Origin of the sequence: Pseudomonas entomophila, assembly GCF_029193575.1 — a bacterium.
Lineage (GTDB): Bacteria > Pseudomonadota > Gammaproteobacteria > Pseudomonadales > Pseudomonadaceae > Aquipseudomonas > Aquipseudomonas entomophila_G.
The window spans coordinates 1-16,138 of record NZ_JARGCS010000036.1 but is presented as its reverse complement, the minus strand read 5'-3'; the positions used below and the strand labels follow the sequence as shown (position 1 = coordinate 16,138).

Annotated in this window: 17 protein-coding genes and 1 pseudogene; 9 read left to right on the top strand and 9 right to left on the bottom strand. The window is 64.6% G+C overall.

Features of this window, described 5'->3' with window-relative positions; translation table 11 throughout:
* Positions 1–45: 45 nt before the first annotated feature.
* Genes P0Y43_RS17100 through P0Y43_RS17090 form a run of 3 tightly spaced genes read left to right on the top strand, consistent with a single transcriptional unit; the run spans position 46 to position 3,292 of the window.
* Positions 46–1,296, top strand: a complete 1,251-nt coding sequence (locus tag P0Y43_RS17100; RefSeq protein WP_275638453.1) for a lipoprotein-releasing ABC transporter permease subunit — start codon at positions 46–48, stop codon at positions 1,294–1,296.
* Between the two features lie 7 nt (positions 1,297–1,303).
* A complete protein-coding gene (gene lolD, locus P0Y43_RS17095; protein ID WP_275638452.1) occupies positions 1,304–1,987 on the top strand; it encodes a lipoprotein-releasing ABC transporter ATP-binding protein LolD in 684 nt (227 codons plus the stop codon).
* A gap of 60 nt (positions 1,988–2,047) precedes the next feature.
* Positions 2,048–3,292 (top strand): lipoprotein-releasing ABC transporter permease subunit, encoded by a 1,245-nt coding sequence (locus tag P0Y43_RS17090; RefSeq protein ID WP_275638451.1) that lies wholly within the window; start codon positions 2,048–2,050, stop codon positions 3,290–3,292.
* A gap of 33 nt (positions 3,293–3,325) precedes the next feature.
* On the opposite strand, the gene P0Y43_RS17085 is transcribed toward P0Y43_RS17090, so the two are convergent.
* Together P0Y43_RS17085 and cinR are read right to left on the bottom strand one after the other, a co-directional pair.
* On the bottom strand, positions 3,326–4,675 hold the full coding sequence (locus P0Y43_RS17085; protein ID WP_430540254.1) for a heavy metal sensor histidine kinase: 1,350 nt from the start codon (positions 4,673–4,675) through the stop codon (positions 3,326–3,328).
* Entirely contained in the window at positions 4,675–5,355 is a 681-nt protein-coding gene (gene cinR / locus P0Y43_RS17080; protein ID WP_275638450.1) for a two-component system response regulator CinR, read from the bottom strand. The genes P0Y43_RS17085 and cinR overlap by 1 nt, the downstream gene beginning before the upstream one ends.
* A gap of 171 nt (positions 5,356–5,526) precedes the next feature.
* Between cinR and P0Y43_RS17075 the strand changes: the two genes are divergently transcribed.
* Together P0Y43_RS17075 and queF are read left to right on the top strand one after the other, a co-directional pair.
* Positions 5,527–6,012, top strand: coding sequence for a cupredoxin domain-containing protein (locus P0Y43_RS17075; RefSeq protein ID WP_275638449.1), 486 nt, complete (start codon positions 5,527–5,529; stop codon positions 6,010–6,012).
* A gap of 66 nt (positions 6,013–6,078) precedes the next feature.
* Complete coding sequence (gene queF, locus P0Y43_RS17070; protein ID WP_275638448.1) at positions 6,079–6,909, top strand: NADPH-dependent 7-cyano-7-deazaguanine reductase QueF; 831 nt, start codon at positions 6,079–6,081, stop codon at positions 6,907–6,909.
* Between the two features lie 32 nt (positions 6,910–6,941).
* Here the strand turns inward: queF and P0Y43_RS17065 are convergent, their stop codons facing one another.
* On the bottom strand, positions 6,942–7,205 hold the full coding sequence (locus P0Y43_RS17065; RefSeq protein ID WP_275638447.1) for a DUF4404 family protein: 264 nt from the start codon (positions 7,203–7,205) through the stop codon (positions 6,942–6,944).
* Between the two features lie 123 nt (positions 7,206–7,328).
* On the bottom strand, positions 7,329–7,892 hold the full coding sequence (locus P0Y43_RS17060) for a phosphonoacetaldehyde phosphonohydrolase-related protein (protein ID WP_275638446.1): 564 nt from the start codon (positions 7,890–7,892) through the stop codon (positions 7,329–7,331).
* Between the two features lie 191 nt (positions 7,893–8,083).
* Here P0Y43_RS17060 and P0Y43_RS17055 point away from each other — a divergent pair, with 191 nt between their 5' ends.
* Positions 8,084–8,791, top strand: coding sequence for an MlaA family lipoprotein (locus P0Y43_RS17055; RefSeq protein WP_275638445.1), 708 nt, complete (start codon positions 8,084–8,086; stop codon positions 8,789–8,791).
* A 51-nt stretch (positions 8,792–8,842) separates the two neighbouring features.
* On the opposite strand, the gene P0Y43_RS17050 is transcribed toward P0Y43_RS17055, so the two are convergent.
* Complete coding sequence (locus tag P0Y43_RS17050; RefSeq protein ID WP_275638444.1) at positions 8,843–9,142, bottom strand: PilZ domain-containing protein; 300 nt, start codon at positions 9,140–9,142, stop codon at positions 8,843–8,845.
* Positions 9,143–9,505: 363 nt separating this feature from the next.
* On the opposite strand from P0Y43_RS17050, the gene rssB reads away from it, so the two are divergent.
* Positions 9,506–10,690, top strand: a complete 1,185-nt coding sequence (gene rssB, locus P0Y43_RS17045; protein WP_275638443.1) for a two-component system response regulator RssB — start codon at positions 9,506–9,508, stop codon at positions 10,688–10,690.
* On the top strand, positions 10,687–11,169 hold the full coding sequence (rssC, locus tag P0Y43_RS17040; protein WP_275638442.1) for an anti-sigma factor antagonist RssC: 483 nt from the start codon (positions 10,687–10,689) through the stop codon (positions 11,167–11,169). Before rssB ends, rssC begins: the two co-directional genes overlap by 4 nt.
* A gap of 29 nt (positions 11,170–11,198) precedes the next feature.
* Here rssC and P0Y43_RS17035 read toward each other — a convergent pair whose 3' ends face one another.
* From P0Y43_RS17035 to dusA, 3 genes are all read right to left on the bottom strand, one after another.
* The gene (locus P0Y43_RS17035; RefSeq protein WP_275638441.1) at positions 11,199–13,070 is read right to left on the bottom strand and encodes an alkaline phosphatase D family protein; all 1,872 of its coding nucleotides are present in this window, start codon (positions 13,068–13,070) and stop codon (positions 11,199–11,201) included.
* Positions 13,071–13,196: 126 nt separating this feature from the next.
* Complete coding sequence (gene tal / locus P0Y43_RS17030; RefSeq protein ID WP_275638440.1) at positions 13,197–14,123, bottom strand: transaldolase; 927 nt, start codon at positions 14,121–14,123, stop codon at positions 13,197–13,199.
* 158 nt (positions 14,124–14,281) lie between these two features.
* The gene (gene dusA / locus P0Y43_RS17025; protein WP_275638439.1) at positions 14,282–15,292 is read right to left on the bottom strand and encodes a tRNA dihydrouridine(20/20a) synthase DusA; all 1,011 of its coding nucleotides are present in this window, start codon (positions 15,290–15,292) and stop codon (positions 14,282–14,284) included.
* Between the two features lie 104 nt (positions 15,293–15,396).
* Between dusA and P0Y43_RS17020 the strand changes: the two are divergent.
* Positions 15,397–15,626, top strand: a pseudogene (locus tag P0Y43_RS17020) (site-specific integrase); the annotation flags it as partial.
* On the opposite strand, the gene P0Y43_RS17015 reads toward P0Y43_RS17020, so the two are convergent.
* A partial coding sequence (locus tag P0Y43_RS17015; protein ID WP_275638438.1) for an IS5 family transposase occupies positions 15,624–16,138 on the bottom strand: 515 nt, incomplete at its 5' end. The pseudogene P0Y43_RS17020 and the gene P0Y43_RS17015 sit on opposite strands and share 3 nt — an antisense overlap.

Here is a 16,138-nt window from a genome sequence, read left to right as displayed (position 1 = left end):
CGCCTCGCCACAAGGACGTTCCCATTCATCCGAACAAGCCCCGACATGTTCAGACCTCTCTTCGTATTCATCGGTACGCGTTACACCCGTGCCAAGCGTCGCAACCATTTCGTCTCGTTCATTTCGCTCACCTCGATGATCGGCCTCGCCCTGGGCGTGGTGGTGATGATCGTGGTGCTCTCGGTGATGAATGGCTTCGACCACGAGATGCGTACCCGCGTGCTTGGGATGATCCCTCATGCCACGCTGGAGTCCGGCCAACCGATCAACGACTGGCCGGCCCTCGCCACTCAAGTAAAGCAGAATCCGCAAGTGCTGGCGGTGGCCCCGTTCACCCAGATGCAGGGCCTGCTGACCCATGACGGCAAGGTGCAGAAGGTGCTGCTCAACGGCATCGACCCACCCCGCGAGCGCGAGGTGTCGATCATCGACAACTTCGTGCGCGAAGGCAGCCTCGACAAGCTGGCGCCAGGCGAGTGGGGCATCATGATCGGCGACAAGGCCGCGGCCAAGCTGGGGGTGAGCATCGGCGACAAGGTCACCTTCGTCGCCCCGGAGGTCAGCGTGACCCCGGCCGGCATGTTCCCGCGCATGAAGCGCTTCACCGTGGTCGGCACCTTCCATGTCGGCGCTGGTGAGATCGACGGCTTCCTCGGGCTGACCAACCTTTCCGACCTGTCGCGCCTGCACCGCTGGAAGCCCGACCAGGTCCAGGGCCTGCGCCTTAAGTTCGACGACCTGTTCCAGGCCCCGCGCGTGGCCTGGGACATCGCCCAGCGCCTGGGCGACCAGGAGTTCTACGCCCGCGACTGGACCCGCACCCACGGCAACCTGTACCAGGCGATCCGCATGGAGAAGGCGATGATCGGCCTGCTGCTGCTGCTGATCGTCGCGGTGGCGGCCTTCAACATCATTTCCACCCTGGTGATGGTGGTCAACGACAAGCGCGGCGATATCGCGATCCTGCGCACCCTGGGCGCCACGCCCCGGCAGATCATGGCCATCTTCATGGTCCAAGGCACGGTGATCGGCGTGGTCGGCACGCTGATCGGCGCCGTGGTCGGAATTCTCGCCGCGCTCAACGTCAGTGCGGCGATCGCCGGCCTCGAGACGCTGATCGGGCACAAGTTCCTCAACGCCGATGTGTACTTCATCGATTACCTGCCCTCGCAGATCATGGCCGAAGACGTGTGGATGGTCTGTGGTGCGGCGCTGGTCCTGAGTTTCTTCGCCACCCTGTACCCGGCCTGGCGTGCCGCGCGCACCCAGCCTGCAGAGGCGCTACGTTATGAGTGAGTCGCGCATGAGTGATAAAGCCGTACTGAGTTGCCGCAACCTGGGCAAGTCCTATGACGAAGGCCCGGAGTCGGTGCAGGTGCTGTCCGGGTTGAGCCTGGAGCTGCTCCCGGGTGAGCGGGTGGCCATCGTCGGCAGCTCGGGGTCGGGCAAGAGTACCTTGCTCAACCTGCTGGGCGGCCTCGACACCCCAACCCAGGGCAGCGTCTGGCTGGCCGGCGAGGAGCTGTCGGCCCTGGGCGAGCGCGCGCGTGGCCTGCTGCGCAATCGCGCGCTGGGCTTCGTCTACCAGTTCCACCACCTGCTGCCGGAGTTCACCGCGCTGGAGAACGTCTGCATGCCGCTGCTGATCGGCCGCACGGCGATCCCTGAAGCCCGCGAGCGTGCCGAGGCGTTGCTCAAGCGCGTGGGCCTGGGGCACCGGCTCAGTCACAAGCCGGCCGAGTTGTCCGGCGGTGAGCGCCAGCGTGTGGCGATCGCCCGGGCGTTGGTCAACCGACCGGGCCTGGTGATGCTCGACGAGCCGACCGGCAACCTCGACCATCACACCGCCCAAGGCATCCAGGAGTTGATGCAGGAGCTGTCCACGGCTTCGCGCACCGCGTTCCTGGTGGTCACCCACGACCTCAACCTGGCGCGCCAGATGGACCGCGTGCTGCGTCTGGAAGATGGGCGACTGGTCGCCATCTGACCGATTGCACGGGGCCGCGTTGGCTGCCCCGTTTTCTTTTTTCATTGGGTAATGCCACACATGTTCAGACCCTTGCCCTTGTTCATCGGTGCTCGCTACACCCGTGCCAAGCGCCGCAACCACTTCATCTCGTTCATTTCCATGACCTCGATGATCGGCCTGTCCCTGGGCGTGCTGGCGATGATCGTGGTGCTGTCGGTGATGAACGGCTTCCAGCGCGAGATGAGCTCGCGCATCCTCGGCCTGGTGCCGCATGCCGCGATCCTCGGCGCGCAGCCGCTGGACAACTGGCAGCAGGTGGCCGACCGCGCGCTGAAGAACCCCGCGGTGATGGCCGCCGCGCCGCTCACCGAGATGGAGGGCATGCTCTCCTACAAGGGCGCGATGCAGCCGATCCAGGTCAGCGGCATCGACCCGGCCCAGGAGGGCAAGGTGTCCATCGTCGGCCAGCACATCGTCCAGGGCGCGTTACAGAACCTGCTTCCGGGCGAGTACGGCGTGGTCCTTGGCGAGCTGACCGCGCGGCGCTTTCGCCTGAACACCGGCGACAAACTGACGCTGATCGTGCCTGAGGTGAGCAAGGCGCCGGGCGGCATCACCCCGCGCATGCAGCGCCTGACCGTGGTCGGCATCTTCAAGGTCGGCGCCGAGCTGGATGGCTCGCAGGCTTACATCCATGTCGCCGATGCCGGTGAGATGCAGCGCTGGGCGCCAGGCCAGGTGCAGGGCGTGCGCCTGAAGCTGCATGACCTGTATGCCGCGCCGCAGGTGTCCAAGGCGATCGCCACGGGGCTAGGGGAGGGGTATCACGCCGATGACTGGTCGCACACCCAGGGCAGCCTGTTCAGTGCGATGAAGATGGAAAAGACCATGATCGGCCTGCTGCTGATGATGATCATCGCTGTGGCGGCGTTCAACATCATCGCCACCCTGGTGATGGTGGTGAACGACAAGGGGGCGGACATCGCGATCCTGCGCACCATTGGCGCCACGCCATCGCAGATCATGGGCACGTTCATGGTCCAGGGGACGTTGATCGGTATCGTCGGCACGGTGCTGGGCGGCGTGCTCGGGGTAGTCGCGGCGCTGAATGTCAGCGAGATCGTCGGCTGGCTGGAGCGGGTGACCGGGCAGCACATCTTCACTTCTGACGTGTATTTCATCAGCAGCCTGCCGTCGCAGTTGCAATGGGGCGACGTGGCGATCATCTGCACCGCAGGGTTGGTGATGAGCTTCCTCGCCACGCTGTATCCGGCGTACCGGGCGTCGCAGGTGGAGCCGGCGATGGCGTTGCGCTACGAGTGATCGAAGGGGGGGGGCGCGCAGCGGCCCCCTTGGTCATGACGCCTCGGGCAACTCGATCAGAAACCGCGTCCAACCCCCTTCACATTCCACCCGAATGTTCCCGCCATGAGCCTGCACGATCGACCGGGTGATCGCTAGCCCCAACCCCGCATGCTCGCTGCTGCCTTCCTGGCGCGCCGGGTCCGCCCGGTAGAAACGGTCGAACAAGCGCGGCAGTGCCTGCGGCGCGATCGCTGGCCCCGTATTGCCCACGCTGATGCGCAATCCCGGCTCCAGCACCACTTCCACCGTCCCGCCCTTGGGCGCGAAGCGCAGGGCATTGTCCAGCAGGTTGGAGAGCGCGCGGCGCAGCATGTGTCGATCGCCCTCGGTGCGCGCGTTGCCCACCCGATGCAGGGTGATGCCGGCATCCTCGGCCAGTGGCGCGTAGTACTCCAGCAATGCATCGGTTTCCAGCCCCAGGTCCAGCGGCTGGCGGCAGGGCATCAGCAGGCCGTGGTCGGCCTTGGCCAGGAACAGCATGTCGTTGACCATCTGCGCCATCCATTGCAGTTCCTCGAGGTTGCCGTGCAGGGCCTCGCGGTACTCTTCCAGGCTGCGTGGGCGGGTGAGGGTGACCTGGGTGTGGGTCAGCAGGTTCGACAGCGGCGTGCGTAGCTCATGGGCGATGTCGGCGGAGAATGCCGACAGGCGCTGGAACGCATCGTCCAGGCGCTGCAGCATGGCGTTGACGGTCTCACCCAGCTCGGCCAGCTCCTCAGGCAATTGCGCCACCGGCAGGCGCGTCGTCAGCGAGCGTGCGCTGACGCTGGCGGCCACCGCGCCCATCTGGCGTAGGGGTTGCAGGCCACGACGCGCGGCCCAGGCGCCGAGCAGCGCGGTGGCCAGCGCCGAGAGGCCGACGGTGAGCCAGATCAGTTGTTGCATGCGCTGCAGGAAGTGCTGGTGGTGGGTGATGTCGAGGAACAGGGTCAACTGCGGGGAGCGCGTGTCGCCGTCGCGCAGTTGCACGCACAGGCTGCGGTAGTCGACGCCGTCGGCGTGCAGGGTTGCCAGGCCCGTGCGCGGTGGCGAGTCCGGCAGTGCGGCGCGGCTGTCGAACCACAGGGCGCCATCGGCGCCGCGCACGCGCAGGGCCAGGTCGGCCTGGTGGCTGAGTTCGTTGCGCACCGCTGGCAGGCGAGTGGCCAACTGCTCGGCGCTGGTTACCCCGTCGAGCTGGGTGCGCATCAGTGAGGCGCGGGCGTCGAGCAACTGTTGGTCGAGTTCGATGAAGTGCTGTTCGCTGGCGCGGTTGAACAGCAACCCCGCAGTCAGTGAGACGGCTGCGGTGCAGGCGGCGAACAGCAGGGCCAGGCGGCCTCCGAGGGAAAGCCGGCGCATCAGTCGTGGCGCTCCTCGAGCACGTAGCCCATGCCGCGCACGGTATGGATCAGCTTGTTCGGGTGGCTGTCGTCGATCTTCAGGCGCAGGCGGCGGATAGCCACCTCGATGACGTTGGTGTCGCTGTCGAAGTTCATGTCCCACACCTGCGAGGCGATCAGCGACTTGGGCAGCACCTCGCCCTGGCGGCGCAGCAGCAGTTCAAGCAGGGCGAACTCCTTGGCGGTCAGGTCGATGCGCTGGCCGGCGCGTTCGGCGCGGCGGCGGATCAGGTCCAGGCGCAGGTCGGCCAGGGTTAGGGTGGTGTCCTGGCTGGGGCTGGCGCCGCGGCGCAGCAGGCTGCGCACACGGGCCAGCAGTTCGGAGAAGGCGAAGGGCTTGATGAGGTAGTCGTCGGCGCCGAGTTCCAGGCCGTGTACACGGTCTTGCACGGCGTCGCGGGCGGTGAGGAACAGCACGGGAGTGTCCAGGCCGGCCTGACGCACGGCCTGGAGGATCTGCCAGCCGTCGCGGCCAGGCAGCATCACGTCGAGGATCAACAGGTCATGGTCGCCGGTCAGGGCCAGGAATTGCCCGGTTTCGCCGTCGCTGGCCAGTTCGGTGGCGAAGCCCGCTTCGCTCAGGCCTTGGCGCAGATACTGTCCTGTCTTGGCCTGGTCTTCGACGATCAGTAGTTTCATGGCAGTCCCTTGTGTTGCGCGCTTGGTGGGGGCGGAGGTGCGGTTGCGCAAATGATACGTGACGCCTGAGCACCGTGCCCCAGCTGACAAAGTTGTAATCTGCCTGTCAGGTGGCCGCCAGTCACGCCCTCCTAGAGTGGTGACATTCCCGCCGAACACCCCGGAGCACACATGAAAAAACTGATCCTCGCCGCCGCACTCGCCGTGGGTAGCCTGCCGGCGTTCGCCGACAGCGCCAAGGCCTTCGCCTTTGGCGAACCAGCGCCGGCCTCGAAGGCCACCCGCAGCGTCGATGTGGTGCTCAAGGACATCGCCTTCGAGCCCAAGAGCCTCAAGGTCAAGGCTGGCGAGACCATACGTTTCGTGATCGTCAACCAGGGCCAACTGGCGCATGAGTTCAACTTGGGCGAGAAGGCCATGCATGTCGAGCACCAGAAGGAAATGGCCGCCATGCAGGGCATGGACCACGCCAGCATGGTCGGCATGGACCATGGTCAAATGGGCCATGGCCACGCTGCGGGCAACACCGTGCTGGTGCAGCCCGGTCAGCGCGCCGACTTGACCTGGACCTTTCGCAAGTCGGCGCCCATCGAGTTCGCATGCAACGTGCCAGGGCACTACCAGGCTGGCATGGTCGGTGACTTGACCATCGAGTGACATCAGCCCCAAGGCAGGGTGCAAAACCGGTAGAATGGTTTCATTTTGAACCTTCAGGTCAGGTCCATGCATCCCGCCGCCGAACATTCCCCGCTGGGCAAGTCCAGCGAATACATCGCCACCTACAGCCCCGAACTGTTGTTCCCCATCCCGCGCACGGCGAAATGGGCGGAACTGGGCGTGACTGCCCAGACCCTGCCATGGCAGGGCGTGGATTACTGGAACTGCTTCGAGCTGTCCTGGCTACTGCCGTCGGGCAAGCCGGTGGTGGCGATCGGCGAGTTCGCCATCCCGGCGGACTCGCCGAACATCATCGAATCCAAGTCGTTCAAACTCTACCTCAACTCGCTGAACCAGACCGTATTCAGCAGCACCGACGAGCTGCAGAGGTGCCTGGAGAAGGACCTGTCGGCCGCGGCTGGCAAGCCGGTGCAGGTGCGCGTGCGCAGCCTGGGCGAGGTCGAGGCGCAGGGTGTGGTGGCACTGCCGGGGCTGTGCATCGATGCGTTGGACGTGAGCATCAGCAATTACGAGCAGCCACAGCCTGAACTGCTGCGTTGCTCGGCCGACCGCGTGGTGGAGGAGACGTTGCACAGCCACTTGCTCAAATCCAACTGCCCGGTCACCGGCCAGCCGGACTGGGGCAGCGTAGTGGTGGAATACAAGGGCAGGGCCCTGGACCACGCCAGCCTGCTGACCTACCTGGTGAGCTTCCGCCAGCATGCCGATTTCCATGAGCAGTGCGTCGAGCGCATCTATCTGGACCTGTTGCGCCTGCTGGCGCCAGAGCATTTGACGGTGTATGCGCGTTACGTGCGCCGGGGCGGGCTGGACATCAACCCCTACCGCAGCACCGGCGCGGTGCGGCCGGCGAATGGGCGATTGGTTCGGCAGTGAGGATGAGGGGCCGCGTTGCGGCCCCTCATGTGTCAGATCCCCATGCTGTGCAGGTGATTGGCGATACTGCGCAGCGTCGCGGTGAGGTCGGGGTGATCGACTTCGAAACGTTCGATGGCCAGGTTCACGCCATCGACCAGGTTGTTGTCGGGCGTGGCTTCCTCGAGCTTGAGCTGCGCCTCTATCTGTCGCGCTTCTTCATGAAGACTGGCGAGCTCTTCTTCTGAAAGCGGCACATTGCGATCCAGTTGCTCGCGCAGGCTATTGAGTCGCTCTTGCAGTTCGCGGGCAGGCATTGGTTGTTCTCCGTCCATTACTAGGCAAGCCATGGACCACTGCGCGAGCGCAAAGGTTCTGGCCTGCCTTCAAGCGTAATCCACCCGGTGCGGCTTTGCATGATTGGCGTCAACGCCGCTGTGTCAGGGTTTTTCACCCTTGCGCCGGCGTTGAGCGATGTCGGCCAGGCAGGTGTCCAGCGACTCCAGGTGGTCGATCACCGAATGCACGCCAAAGCCGAACAGCTCGAGGGTCGCCTTGCCGCGGGCCAGTTCCTGCTCCTGCTGGCTCAAGGCCTGCCAGTGCGCCGAGGCGGTGTCGCAGGACGGGCTGCACGCCGCCAAGCCCACGGTCCACAGGCCAGCGTTGAGCCCCGACTGCAGCAGCCGTGGCTCGCCGCTGACCAGCACGCAACCGTCCAGGCGCTCGCTTTGCAAGGCCATCAGGGCTTGCCAGCAGGCGTTCGGTGCGGGCCAGGTTGAGCCGTTGCTGAGCTGGCCAGGCAGCCAGTCGGGAAGCACACCGGCCAGTTGCTTGCCCTGGCGGGCGCTGAGTTCGTCGAGCCAGATGCACGGCACTTGTTGACGGCGCAGGCCATCGAGGGTTTCCAGGGCGCCGGGCGCGGGCAGGGGGCTGCCCTCGGCGTGCTGAACCAGGCAGCCGCGCAATCCGAACAGCACAGCGGTGAAGGCAGGTGCATCGTGCATGGCAACGTCCCTGAAATAGTCCGCAGGCTAAAAGGGGATTGTTACCATCCAATGACTGCCGCAATAGTTGTTCACAAAATGTTGAGCAAAGATGTGTAAAGCTTTTTATCAGCGTAGGAGCCATTATACTGGCGCCTTGTCAGCAGCGCGCCGTGGGCGCCTGCCCTGTGAAATCCGATGGAGAAACATCTATGCAGAGGATCGGTGCCGGCGTGATCGAGCGCATCGCCCAGGCCTGTGTCTGCGCCAGCCTGTTGCTGGCGCCGGTGGCTGCCACCCAGGCCGCGACCGAGGAAGATCCCTGGGAAGTGGTCAACCGACCGATCTTCAGGTTCAACGACACCGTGGACACCTACGCCCTCAAACCGCTGGCCAAGGGTTACCAGGCGATTACCCCGCAGTTCCTCGAGGAGGGTATCCACAACATGTTCCGGAACCTCGGGGACGTCACCAACCTGGCCAACAACATCCTCCAGCTCAAGCCCCACGCCGCAGGCGTGGATACGGCGCGGCTGATCGTCAACACCACCTTCGGCCTGGGCGGCTTCTTCGATGTGGGCACCCGCATGGGCTTGCAGCGCAACGACGAGGACTTCGGCCAGACCCTGGGCTACTGGGGCGTGCCGAGCGGCCCGTACGTGGTGATCCCGCTACTGGGGCCAAGCACCGTGCGTGACGGCCTGGCCAAGTATCCGGACACCTACACCGAACCCTACCGCTACATCGATCATGTGCCGACGCGCAACTCGATCTTCGCGCTGGACATCATCGATACCCGCGCCAACCTGCTGTCGGCCGAGAGGCTGATCCAGGGCGACAAGTACATCTTCATCCGCAACGCCTACCTGCAGAACCGCGAGTTCAAGGTCAAGGATGGGGAAGTCGAAGACGACTTCTAGGGTGTTCTGCAACGTCCTGCCCACTCCTTCAACAGGAGTGGGCGCCGGCCCTCAATGCATCGCCAGGATGCGCAGGCCGAACTTCTGTTGATCGCCGGGCAAGTCGGCGATCCACACCACCTCGGTGCTGGCGTGCAGCCCCTTGAGCGCGGGGTGGTCCGACTCCAGCTTCACCTCGATACGTTCCCCCACTTGGAAACGCTGCGGCGCGCGCACTTGCATGCCGCCGCTGGAGAGGTCCAGGCACACCGCGGTGATCACCTGGCCAGCCTGCAGCAGGCTGACCTCGGCGTCGATGCGCATACGGATGAAGTCGCGTTTTTCACTGTGGTCGGTGGGGGTCTGAGGCATGCTGCATCCTTCCCATCGGGTAATGGCCAGTTGGGGTTGGGCCTGGGGTGTCGAGCCTGATCATACGTCCGGGCAAAACCTTCCGGCAATGCGTCGATTCGCTGTTCGGCTATGCACAACGGTAAGCGAAACCGAGGTGCTAATAACCGGCGGTGATTAGCGTCACCCAGCCGACGTTCGCATGCTTGAAACGCCCGGCGGATGGGAGTACCGTCTGCGCCTTACAGGGCACCACTGCTATTTGCCGGGCAAGACATCTTGTCCTACAACTCAGGTAGAAGTGGTCACAACGTATTCCTGTAGCCGTTCGTCGGTGTCCCCGATGCCTGCTACACCCAACCCAAATCGGCGCCGTTCGCCCACATGCAGAAAACCAGTGCAACGCTGCTGATCATCGATGACGACGACGTGGTCCGTGCCAGCCTCGCCGCCTATCTGGAAGACAGCGGTTTCAGCGTCCTTCAGGCTGCCAATGGCCAGCAGGGCCTCCAGGTCTTCGAAGCACACCAGCCCGACCTCGTGATCTGCGATCTGCGCATGCCGCAGATGGGTGGTCTCGAGCTGATCCGCCGGGTCAGCGAGATCGCCCCCCAGTTGCCGGTGATCGTGGTGTCCGGTGCCGGCGTCATGAGCGATGCGGTCGAGGCCTTGCGCCTGGGCGCGGCCGACTACCTGATCAAGCCCCTCGAAGACCTCGCCGTGCTCGAACACTCGGTGCGCCGGGCCCTGGATCGCGCGCGCCTGGTGCTGGAAAACCAGCGCTACCGCGACAAGCTGGAGGCGGCCAACCGCGAGCTGGAAGCCAGCCTGCACCTGTTGCAGGAAGACCAGACCGCCGGGCGCCAGGTGCAGATGAACATGCTGCCGGAAAAGCCCTGGGTTGCTGGCGACCTGTCGTTCGACCACCAGATCATCCCATCGCTGTACCTCTCGGGCGATTTCACCGATTACTTCCGCGTTGACGAGCGGCGCATCGCCTTCTACCTGGCCGATGTCTCCGGCCATGGCGCGTCGTCGGCATTCGTCACCGTGCTGTTGAAGTTCATGACCACCCGCCTGCTGTTCGAATTCAAGCGCAGCGGGCGCATGCGCGAGTTCAAACCTTCGCAGGTGCTGGCGCACATCAACCGCGGCTTGATCAACTGCAAGCTGGGCAAGCATGTGACCATGGTCGGCGGTGTGATCGATGAAGAGACGGGACTGATGACCTACAGCGTCGGCGGCCATCTGCCGCTGCCGGTACTGTACTCCCCCGGCCAGGCGCGCTACCTGGAAGGCCGTGGCCTGCCGGTGGGGCTGTTCGACGAGGCCACTTACCAGGACCACGTGCTGGAGCTGCCGTCGAGCTTCAGCCTGACCTTGATGTCCGATGGCATCTTGGATCTTTTGCCTGGGGACACACTCAAAGATAAGGAAGCGACCTTGCCGCAGATCGTCAAGGAAGCGGGCGGTAGCCTGGACGGGCTGCGCCAACGATTCGGATTGGCTACGCTTGGGGAGATGCCGGATGATATCGCCCTATTGGTGTTGAGCAGGAACCTTCAATGAGTACCGGTAGAATCCAGTTCGCCGAGCAGAGCGGGACCTTCGTGCTGAAGTTCGTCGGTGAAGTGCGCCTGACCCTGTGTTCGGCCTTGGATGCGACGATCGAGAAGATCTTCACCGCGCTGAACTTCTCGGCCATCGTCATCGACTTGACCGAAACCGAGAGCATCGACAGCACCACCTTGGGCCTGCTGGCCAAGCTGTCGATCCTGTCGCGCCAGAAAGTCGGCCTGTTGCCGACCGTGGTGACCACCAACCCGGACATTTCGCGGCTGTTGCAGTCCATGGGCTTCGACCAGGTGTTCAACATCGTCGATCGGCCGCTGCCATGCCCTGATTGCCTGACCGACCTGCCGTCCCAGGACCAGAATGAGGATGTGGTGCGCTCCAAAGTGCTGGAGGCGCACAAGATCCTGATGGGGCTGAACGACTCCAACCGCGAAGCCTTCCACGACTTGGTGAGCGCGCTCGAACGTTCCTGAGCGCTGCGCTCCTTGGTAGGCGCGGTGTCTCAGTCGCGCACGAATTCGGTCGCCGGCGCACCATCGGCATTGAGTTGGAACACCCGCGCTGGCCGCCCCTCGCCATCGAAGAACACCTGCCCCAGCCCCGCACTGTTCCACAGCCGTTCACCCGCCCGGCTGTGATTTGGCGTGCGCGGTACCACCTCCATGCGCCGCCGCTGGGTGAACCAGTTGAGCGGCGAACGCGGCGAGTACAGCCAGCGATTGAGGCGGTCGAGCACGTCCAGCAGGCGCCGGGGGAACTCGTTCTTGATGCCACTGCTGGTCACCTGCCACAAATGCGGGCTGCGCTGGCGGTGGCGGATCAGCACTTCATAGACGAAGGAGTAGTGCACGTCCCCCGACAGCACCACGTAATGCCCTGGCGTGCGCGAGTGACCGAAGATGTTCAGGATCACTTGCGCCGCGCCGCGGTGGGCCATCCAGTTCTCCGCGTCCACCAGCAACGGGTAGCCCAGGGCGCTGAACACCCGCTGCACCGTCTCGATCAGCTTGACCCCGAAGATCGGCGCCGGTGACACGATGATCGCCGAAGGGTGGTCCAGCAGCGCCTGCTGCAATTCGCACAGGGCCTCCCAGTCGAGCAGGCCGGAGGGTTTCTTCAGGCTGCTTTCGCTGCGCCAGCGGCGTGTGCGGGTGTCCAGCACCAGCAGCGGCGGGTCGCTGGGCAGGTGGTATTGCCAGCCCTGGAAGCGCAGCAGCTCGCCGATCAGTCGGTCCAGCGCCTCGCCATCCAGGCGGTTCGCAGCGCTGGGCAGTTGCGCGCAGGCGCTGGCCAGGGCGCCACAGGCGTCGGGATCGTTGCCCCAGCCTTGGCACAACAAGTAACCGAGCAAGGCGTTGCCTATGATCCGCCGCGAGAATGGGTGCCCGTAGGCTGTCTCTTCCCACTGTGCCGAGAGGTTCCAGTCGTCGGTGATGTCGTGGTCATCGAAGATCATCAGGCTGGGCAGGTGGGCCATGGCCCGCGCAACCGGGCCCAGCCCATCTCGGAATGCCTCGATGCGCGGTAACTCCTCCTGGAAGCGTGCCTGGCGGTCGGGCGTGAGGCCGTGTGGCGGCGTCATGCGCACCAGCGTCCAGGGCACTGGCGACCAGACCAGCAGGTACATGGCCATGACTTCGGCGAAGGTCACCAGGTGGTTGTCGGCGTTGCTCGACGAGAAGATCGGCTTGCGCTTGCCGCGGAAGAAGCGCCGACGTAGCGGCTCACTGGCTTGTTCGGCGGGCAGCAGGTCAGCGCGGTGGTAGTAGCAGGCCGGGTGGCGGTAGAGCGCGGCGCCGTCGTCGACCAAGGCGCCGTCCAGCGGTTCGTCGAACAGGCCCAGGCGCTCGATCAGCCCGTGGATGGCGCGCAAGGTCGGGCCTGCGACGTCGTCGGCGTAGACCTGGTCGCCGCTCATCAGCAGCAGGGCCGGGCGCTCTGCGGGCACCTGGCAGGCTTGCAGCAGGCGGTCGGCGCAGAGCAGGCCGTCGGCCACCGGGTGGTGGGGCTTGCGGCAGGAACCGTGGAGCACGTGGTCGAGGCGCGCGCGCAGCACGAAGTTCGGGCGCTGGGCGCCGGGGTAGAGCAGGTGCGGGGCCCAGTCAGCGATACGCTGGCCGTCGGGCAGGCACAGGTCGTAGTCGATGAAGGTGTCGCTGGGCAAGGGCTGGTCGAAGTGGATGTCCAGCAGGTGGATGAAGGCGTGCAGGCCGATGGCGACCACCTGGCGTTCGAGGCGTGCGCCGGAGGGGGCGATGCCTAGGGTGAATTGCAGGTCCAAGGGGCGTGAGCCGACCAGCCAGATGGCCAGGCGCTGAGGTTCCAGGCGGCGGAGCACGGGGCCGGCGAGGACGGCGGGGAGAGCAGTGGTCATGGGCGGTTCTGGTGGTGGCGGGGAGGGCCCTATCGCGGGGCATGCCCGCTGCTACAGGTATCGCACAATGAAAAACGGGCGGGAAATACTCGGTATTTCCCGCCCGTCGAACAAACCGGATTTGTATCAGGCTTTTTCCGAGAGCAGGGCTTCCAGTTTCTCCTGGTCACGGGCGAACTGGCGGATGCCCTCTGCCAGCTTCTCGGTGGCCATCGCGTCCTCGTTCATCGCCCAACGGAACTGGCTTTCGTTCAGTTGGCGCTTGGCCTCGCCAGCGTTGCCCGGCTTTAGCAGGCGCGGCAGCTCGCCCTGGTCGTCGCTCAACTGCTGCAGCAGCTCGGGGCTGATGGTCAGGCGATCGCAGCCGGCCAGTTGCTCGATCTGGCCGATGTTGCGGAAGCTCGCGCCCATCACCACGGTCTCGTAGCCGTTGGTCTTGTAGTAGTCGTAGATGCGCGTCACCGATTGCACGCCAGGGTCTTCGGCGCCCACGTATTCCTTGCCGGTGCTCTTCTTGTACCAGTCGTAGATACGGCCCACGAACGGCGAGATCAGGAACACCCCGGCATCGGCGCAGGCCTGGGCTTGGGCGAAGGAGAACAGCAGGGTGAGGTTGGTTTGGATGCCTTCCTTTTCCAGCTTCTCGGCGGCGCGGATGCCTTCCCAGGTGGAGGCCAGCTTGATCAGCACGCGATCACGCCCGATGCCAGCGGCCTCGTACAGCTCGATCAGTTGGCGCGCCTTCTTCAGCAGCGCTGGCTCGTCGAACGACAGGCGCGCGTCCACCTCGGTGGAGATGCGCCCAGGGATGACCTTGAGGATGCCTGCGCCCACGGCCACGGCGAACTTGTCGCAGGCCAGGTCCACGTTGCCCTTGGCGTCGGCCTTGACCTGCTTGAGCAGGTCGGCGTAACCGGGAATGGTCGCGGCCTTGAGCAGCAGGGAAGGGTTGGTGGTGGCATCGACCGGCTTGAGGCGGGTGATGGCGTCCAGGTCTCCGGTGTCGGCGACCACGGTGGTGAACTGCTTGAGTTGTTCCAGCTTGGAGGTCATTGGCGTGCTCTGTCCTGTGCAATTGTCTGACATTACCCGAGCCCCGACGGCCACTCAAGGCCGGCGTGGGTCCAGGGTTTGCCCGGCGGTGGGCCGCGCCGCGACCCGATTGAATGCGAAGGTCAAGCTTCGAGCCCAGCGCACCTCCAAGGTTCCCCTCAACGCCCTTGCAGCAGCTCGGCGGCCTTATCGAGAACGGCCAGCGGGTCGTCGGTCTTGTGGATGTCTGCCGACAGCAACTGACGAAAGCGGCGCGCGCCGGGGAAGCCTTGCCCAAGCCCGAGGATATGCCGGGTGATGTGATGGATCGCGCCACCGCTTTGCATGTGCGCCACGATGTAAGGCCGCAGGCGCGCCAGCGCCTCGCTGCGGCTGACCACTGGCGCCTCGCTGCCGAACAGTTGCTGGTCGACTTCGGCCAGCAGGTAAGGGTTGTGGTAGGCCGCGCGCCCGAGCATCACACCGTCGAAGGTCTCAAGGTGCGTGCGGCATTCGTCGAGGGTCTTGATGCCGCCGTTGAGCACGATTTCCAGGTCCGGGAAGTCGGCTTTCAGTTGCGCCGCCACGTCGTAGCGCAGCGGCGGGACTTCGCGGTTCTCCTTGGGCGACAGCCCTTCGAGGATGGCGATGCGGGCATGCACGGTAAAGCTCTTGCAGCCCGCTTCGCGCACCTGGCCGACGAAATCGCACAGCTCGGCATAGCTGTCGCGGCCGTTGATGCCGATGCGGTGCTTGACCGTCACCGGAATCGCCACGGCGTCGCGCATGGCCTTGACGCAGTCGGCCACCAGCGCCGGGTGGCCCATCAGGCAGGCGCCGATCATGTTGTTCTGCACCCGGTCGCTGGGGCAGCCGACGTTGAGGTTGACCTCGTCATAGCCGGCCCCCTCGGCCAACCGCGCGCAGGCCGCCAGCTCTGCCGGCACGCTGCCGCCCAGTTGCAGGGCCAGCGGGTGTTCGCTGTCGTCGTGGCGCAGGAAGCGCTCGGGGTCGTTGTGCAGCAGCGCGCCGGTGGTGACCATCTCGGTGTAGAGCAGGGTGTGGCGCGAGAGCAGGCGCAGGAAGAACCGGCAGTGGCGGTCGGTCCAGTCCATCATCGGGGCGACGGAGAAGCGGCGGGATGGCTCAGGGCACGTAGTTTGTGGCTTTGAGTTTTTTTCTAGGGGCATTCTGGCCTACACGGTTTTGTACCATTTCTCGCGGTTTGGGGACGTTTTTGGTATGACGGTGGTACGATGTACCACCGCCAATCACGCGTGTACCACTGGAAATCATGGCTACTATCAGGGCAAGGAAAAAGGCCGATGGAACGGTCAGCTACACCGTCCAGATCCGCCTTAAGAAAAAGGTGTCCTAGTCTACCAAGAGTTCCAGACATTCGCCCGCAAGCAGGCTGTTCAAGCCTGGGCGAAGCGACGAGAGACCGAGCTGGCAGAGCCAGGCGCGATCGAGCTGGCCAGCCGTGGTGGGCACGCGGTCAAGGACATGATCAATCGCTACCTAGGCTCTGTCTGAAAAAAGCCGTCGCATACACCGCATGACACAAGCCAGCGAGACCATCGCGGCATAACTTTTCGCGAGCTTGTCGAAGCGCGTGACGATTCGGCGGTTCTCTTTCAGCCAGCCAAACATGCGTTCGATGATGTTGCGCTGTCGGTATTTGGGCCGGTCGAACAGTCTGGGCAAGCCAGGCTTGGGCTTGCGCTTCATCGAGCGCAGCGGGATGACGGGTTGCATTCGATATTGGTCGCAGTAGCGGCGTAGCGCTTCGGCGTCGTAGCCCTTATCGGCAAGCAGCCATTTACAGCGCTTGCGCGGGCGGCCACGTTGGCTCGATGGAATGCCGACCTCGTCCAACAGTGGTTGTGCGTAGCTGATGTCACTGGCTTGACCACCAGAGAGAAGGAAGCGCAACGGTATCCCGTTGGCGTCGCAGAGCATGTGGATTTTGGTTGTCAGGCCGCCACGGCTGCGGCCTAGAGCGTGATCGGCAGGCTCGTCAGGCCCCCTTTTTT

Excerpts from the sequence above, each read along its gene's own strand:
- P0Y43_RS17055 (WP_275638445.1), top strand. The coding sequence starts at position 8,084 with ATGCAGAGGATCGGTGCCGGCGTGATCGAGCGCATCGCCCAGGCCTGT.
- P0Y43_RS17060 (WP_275638446.1), bottom strand. The coding sequence starts at position 7,892 with ATGCACGATGCACCTGCCTTCACCGCTGTGCTGTTCGGATTGCGCGGC.
- P0Y43_RS17090 (WP_275638451.1), top strand. The coding sequence starts at position 2,048 with ATGTTCAGACCCTTGCCCTTGTTCATCGGTGCTCGCTACACCCGTGCC.
- dusA (WP_275638439.1), bottom strand. The coding sequence starts at position 15,292 with ATGCCCCTAGAAAAAAACTCAAAGCCACAAACTACGTGCCCTGAGCCA.
- P0Y43_RS17100 (WP_275638453.1), top strand. The coding sequence starts at position 46 with ATGTTCAGACCTCTCTTCGTATTCATCGGTACGCGTTACACCCGTGCC.
- queF (WP_275638448.1), top strand. The coding sequence starts at position 6,079 with ATGCATCCCGCCGCCGAACATTCCCCGCTGGGCAAGTCCAGCGAATAC.
- P0Y43_RS17065 (WP_275638447.1), bottom strand. The coding sequence starts at position 7,205 with ATGCCTGCCCGCGAACTGCAAGAGCGACTCAATAGCCTGCGCGAGCAA.
- P0Y43_RS17035 (WP_275638441.1), bottom strand. The coding sequence starts at position 13,070 with ATGACCACTGCTCTCCCCGCCGTCCTCGCCGGCCCCGTGCTCCGCCGC.
- P0Y43_RS17075 (WP_275638449.1), top strand. The coding sequence starts at position 5,527 with ATGAAAAAACTGATCCTCGCCGCCGCACTCGCCGTGGGTAGCCTGCCG.
- P0Y43_RS17050 (WP_275638444.1), bottom strand. The coding sequence starts at position 9,142 with ATGCCTCAGACCCCCACCGACCACAGTGAAAAACGCGACTTCATCCGT.
- tal (WP_275638440.1), bottom strand. The coding sequence starts at position 14,123 with ATGACCTCCAAGCTGGAACAACTCAAGCAGTTCACCACCGTGGTCGCC.
- lolD (WP_275638452.1), top strand. The coding sequence starts at position 1,304 with ATGAGTGATAAAGCCGTACTGAGTTGCCGCAACCTGGGCAAGTCCTAT.
- cinR (WP_275638450.1), bottom strand. The coding sequence starts at position 5,355 with ATGAAACTACTGATCGTCGAAGACCAGGCCAAGACAGGACAGTATCTG.
- P0Y43_RS17085 (WP_430540254.1), bottom strand. The coding sequence starts at position 4,675 with ATGCGCCGGCTTTCCCTCGGAGGCCGCCTGGCCCTGCTGTTCGCCGCC.
- rssB (WP_275638443.1), top strand. The coding sequence starts at position 9,506 with ATGCAGAAAACCAGTGCAACGCTGCTGATCATCGATGACGACGACGTG.
- rssC (WP_275638442.1), top strand. The coding sequence starts at position 10,687 with ATGAGTACCGGTAGAATCCAGTTCGCCGAGCAGAGCGGGACCTTCGTG.